The sequence below is a fragment of the Occallatibacter sp. genome, assembly GCF_049802275.1.
Taxonomy (GTDB): Bacteria; Acidobacteriota; Terriglobia; order Terriglobales; family Acidobacteriaceae; genus Telmatobacter.
Genome location: NZ_JBARMD010000448.1, coordinates 1 through 4,628, shown reverse-complemented (window position 1 = coordinate 4,628; position 4,628 = coordinate 1). Strand labels below are relative to the sequence as shown.

Here is a 4,628-nt window from a genome sequence, read left to right as displayed (position 1 = left end):
CATCCGACGACGTCGGAATAGAACTTGCCAGCCGCTTTTGTATCGCTGGTCATGAGTTCGTACCAGCTGAATTTGCCTTTGGGGGAAAACATGGCGTGACTCTCCTCTTTGCTGGATTCCACTCATGCGCGGAGTCCAATGATCAGGAGTTGTTGATATCAACGTAAGAGCGGCTGTGTCAACCGCTGCGGAGTTAAATGTGACGAGAGACGACCGCGATGGCGATTTAATTGTCGGACTTCACGGAAGAGGTTGGTGTGGCGTAGTCGTTCAAGTCGAAGAGAACCCAGTCTTTTGCGTCGGGCGGTTTTACCCACAGTTCGAGGGCGACAGAATCGACTGCGCCTTGATAGTAGGGCACGTGGATCGTATGGAGACCTGTTTCCAGGTTGATTCTGGCGGTGGATTCATTGACTTGATGTAATCCGTCAAGGTTGATGATCGCCTCATCATCGATTTGTAGAATGGCTCCATCGTCGGAGGCCATCCGGAAGCGATACTCGCCGGGAATGTGCACCCAGAAGGAGGCGTGGTAGTCGATGCCGAAGAGGTTGGTGCGTGGGGTCACACCTGGAATCCCGGTTGTGTTCGAAAAGATCTGATTCGGAACATCGAGGGACGATGTATATACGGACCCGATGGGATCTAGTTCACGGAAGTCGGGCAAATGGTCTGATGTCTCCAGCAACTCGTAGACGTCGCCGCAGAAGGAGTGCGGAGCGGGGACGATGGATCCGAATGAGCCGATCGGGCCCTGGACAGGCCTAATCCAGACGGGCGGCGGCTTGTTGCCGTCCCTCGCCCAATTGAGCGCCAGCCGGTCCTGATACGTCTTGAGATCGGCGGCGGTTTGCGCGGCGGCAGGAGATGACTGCGAAGCTGGACGAGGGGCGGGCTGCGGAAGCGTCAGATCAGCGGCACCCATATTGCCTGTTGCACGATCGCGCAGAACGACTCGGCTGAGCGCGATATGCTCTGATGCTGGGAACTCGAGGATGTGAGGAAATCCGCGATCCAGTGCGCGAGCGTAGTCGGCGGAGTTCAGCACCTGTTCAAGCGGTGCGTGGAAATAACTGAGTGGATGCCCGCTTTCGTCGAAGTTGCAGGTTCCGTAATCGAGCTCAACTCGGCGGTCGAAGCCTGCAAGACCCCTGCCCGTCGAGTCGCTGTTGAGCGTCAGAAATGAGAGCGAACTGGCGTCAACGGACACCAGATATCGGAGCACGTCCTTTCGTCCAGTGTCGATAAGGCGAGCTTGGAGCATGATCGACAGCGGGATCACAGGGTAATAGCAGGCTGATTGCTGGAGGAGTTGATCCACCTTTTCTTTTTCCAGAATGGGACGGTTCGCGGGAGTCGCAAGGCCGACGTAGTATTCGTGGCGATAAGAAAGCTTGATCCCCGAGCGAGTCGTTGCAACTGCGATCCGGTGATGACCGCTATTCCAGCCGTCCGGCCCGGGATGAAATGCGAGCAGATAATGCGTCGTGGAGCGTTCAAGGCAGCTCGCCATGATTCGAAATCCGGTTCGCGCCTCGTCTGCCGAGGAGGGTGCCTTGTTCGGGTCGACTATGGAGAGACTGGTGATTGGATCGATATCTGCTGGTGCGGTCGACTGTTGCTCCCGCTTTTTCCTTTTCTTTTTCGTTTCCGGTTCGGCAGCTTCAGACACCTGGAGTTCGTCAGGCTTGAGATCCAGTACCGGCTGGTTGTGACGATCAAGGGCGATTAGATCGAGAAGGACTTCTCGCGTGGTGACACGCAAGATAGCAAGTCCTGAATCATTCTGAGTGTCCCGATTTGCGGCGTTTTCGCTGGCTGATGCTTGTTGCGATTGAGGATTTGCGACAACTGACGGCGGATGCACGAACAAAATGACGCCCGCAAGAACGAGTAGAAATCTAGACATATCAGGGCCAGAAACTTGGAGTCATGATACTCCCGTTCACAGAATCCGCCGTGACACACAGTCGCATATACGAGTGATTAACCGCTAGGATCGGCACTGGCGGAACCAGAGCTGCTCGATGTAGCTGTCGGTCATGCCGGCGATGTAGTCGGCAACGGTGCGAGCGAGGCCTTCGGTTGGGATCTGGGCCTGGTGGTCGGCCGGAAGAAGGCCGGGGTCTGCCATCAGGACTGAGAATAGCTCTTGAACCACGCGGGCTGCGCGCTCGTGTTCTTCTTCCATTCCCGGGGAGTTGTAGAAGTTGGTATAGAGATAGCTCTTGGCGGCGGCGCGTTCCGCTTCCATGGCGGGACTGAGAGCCGCGATCCTTGCTGGCGCGCGTCGGATGTCGTCGAGGGTGGTGGCGCCGAGATCGGCCACGCGAGTCCGCACTTCTTCCATCAGATCGGTGACAAGGGCGTTGAGCATGCGGTTTAGGGTTTCATAGACCACTTGCTTGGACTGCGCGGAGGGGTATTGCGCCTTGACCTCGTCGTGAAAACGGCGGAAGAGCGGGACGTGGCGGCACACATCTGCCACGTTCAAGATGCCCGAGTCGAGACCATCATCGAAGTCCGCTGTCAGGTAGGCGATCTCGTCGGCGAGATCGATCAGTTGTGCTTCCACTGGAGGACGAAGATCGAGGAAGTATTCAGCGAGCTCAGGATGGGTAGCGCTGGAGTAATCGCGTGAGTGCTTGATGATGCCCTCGCGAAGGCCGAGGGTGAGGTTGAGTCCGCGCCAGGCAGGATAGCGCTCCTCAAACCATGTGACGATGCGCAGGGCGTGCAGATTGTGGTCGAAACCGAGGCCATACTGGCGCAATGCGGTATCGAGAGCCTTTTCGCCGGCGTGGCCAAAGGGGGGATGACCGATGTCGTGGGCAAGAGCGAGTGCCTCAGCGAGTTCTGGGTTCAGGCCCAGGGCGACTGCGAGCGTGCGGGAGATCTGGGCAACTTCGAGGGTATGGGTCAGGCGGCTGCGGAAATGATCGCCAGGAAGATCGTGCGCCAAACGAGAGAAGACCTGGGTCTTTCCGGCCAGACGGCGAAAGGCGCGGGCATGGAGAATACGGGCGCTGTCGCGGGCAAACGGAGAGCGATATGGATGGGGCGGCTCAGGATGTATACGGGCAGAGAGGGAACCGTTGCCGTCGACGGCAATGTTTCCAGGAAGCGGATCATTCAGTTCAGTTGGTGATGTCATCCCGTGTTGGTCTGGTTATACCGCAGTGGAGCCGGCTTATGCACGGCGGGGCGAGGTTGCAAGGCAAATCGGAGCGGGATTTCGATGTACAACTGAAAAGGCGTGTCGCGAGTCACCAATGTGGACTATGCGTGGTGCTATAAAATCTTTCCTGCGACTGGATTGGACAATTACCGGGGTGCGGGAGTACGATCCTGCCGATTTTACAAACCGCGCGGGCAGGCATCGTAATTTTGCGCATCCGATATTCTTCGTATTCGGACAGGAGGCAAGAATGAAAGCGTTGAAATGTATTGGATTGGCCCTGGTGGCCCTTGGAGTTACATTCACGACCGGCTGCGAGAGGCATTCAAACAAAGAAGTCTTCTACCTGGTTTCGTCCAATATGGCGTTGCCTTACTGGCAAACCGCAGCAAAAGGTTTCAACAAGGCTGCAGCCGAATACAAGGTTACGGCGAAAGTAGTAGGGCCCGAGAACTACGACCCGCAGGCAGAACTAGCCGAGTTGCAGAAGGCAGTGGCAGCGAAACCTGCCGGGATCCTGATTTCGGTTGCCGACGTTTCGGTGCTTGGCCCGGCAATTGATTCGGCAATTGGCGCCGGAGTTCCCGTAATCACGATCGATTCGGACGCAGTGGGAAGCAAGAGACTTTTCTTTATCGGCACGAATAACCTGGAGGCCGGAAGGATGGGCGGCCATCGCGTGGTGGAGCAACTGGGCGGCGCGGGGAACGTAGTCTTCTTCACCCTCTCGGGCCAACCAAATATGGAAGAACGGCTGAAGGGATTCAAGGATGTGCTGGACACTCGTCCCGGCATCCACATTGTTGATGTAATCGATATCAAGAGCGATGCGCGTACGGCCTTTGACAAGACGCAGGAGTTAATGGCGCAGACAGGTCCGAAAAAGATCAATGCGTTTGTCTGCCTGGAGTCGGCGTCAGGCAAGATGGTTTCCGACGCGGTCAAGCGAACGAATGCAACGGATCGCGTCGTGGTGGCATGGGACGTGAATCAGGATACGCTGGACGGGATCAAGGGTGGAACGATCAATGCGACCGTTGCACAGAAGCCCTTCACCATGGGATACGTCGGCTTGCGGTCGCTGGACGAAATTTTCCATGCGCCGCCGACTTCACTGACGACGGATTATAGCCAGGATGCGTTTTCACCGTACCCGGTCTTTGTGGATACGGGCACGTCTCTTGTAGACAAACGCAATGTGGACGCTTACATCGCATCGGCGCAGGCTCATCAATAGCGAGGACCTGGTTGCACAGATAAATCGAAGACTTCAGTCTCACTGAAATTTCTACGGCGGCAGCTTTCACAGAGGTGAAAGCTGCCGCATCTTTTTGGGCAAAGGAAAAGATGTAAAAAATGGGTTTCGGATGTAAACGTATTGCTAAATCGATTCCCAAAATATTTCCTCAAAACTCCTTCTTTGGTCCCTTGACGCGCGGAGGAATTGGGT

At 56.1% G+C, this 4,628-nt stretch carries 3 protein-coding genes; 1 reads left to right on the top strand and 2 read right to left on the bottom strand.

Annotated elements, in window-relative coordinates:
- Positions 1–226: 226 nt before the first annotated feature.
- Together WA354_RS15555 and dgt are read right to left on the bottom strand one after the other, a co-directional pair.
- The gene (locus tag WA354_RS15555) at positions 227–1,909 is read right to left on the bottom strand and encodes a PA14 domain-containing protein (RefSeq protein ID WP_472813936.1); all 1,683 of its coding nucleotides are present in this window, start codon (positions 1,907–1,909) and stop codon (positions 227–229) included.
- Positions 1,910–1,993: 84 nt separating this feature from the next.
- Positions 1,994–3,154, bottom strand: a complete 1,161-nt coding sequence (dgt, locus tag WA354_RS15550) for a dGTP triphosphohydrolase (protein ID WP_472813935.1) — start codon at positions 3,152–3,154, stop codon at positions 1,994–1,996.
- A 274-nt stretch (positions 3,155–3,428) separates the two neighbouring features.
- Between dgt and WA354_RS15545 the strand changes: the two genes are divergently transcribed.
- Entirely contained in the window at positions 3,429–4,415 is a 987-nt protein-coding gene (locus WA354_RS15545; protein ID WP_472813934.1) for a substrate-binding domain-containing protein, read from the top strand.
- Positions 4,416–4,628: the final 213 nt, after the last annotated feature.

Coding starts and splice junctions, on each gene's coding strand:
- WA354_RS15555 (WP_472813936.1), bottom strand. CDS start 1,909: ATGTCTAGATTTCTACTCGTTCTTGCGGGCGTCATTTTGTTCGTGCAT.
- dgt (WP_472813935.1), bottom strand. CDS start 3,154: ATGACATCACCAACTGAACTGAATGATCCGCTTCCTGGAAACATTGCC.
- WA354_RS15545 (WP_472813934.1), top strand. CDS start 3,429: ATGAAAGCGTTGAAATGTATTGGATTGGCCCTGGTGGCCCTTGGAGTT.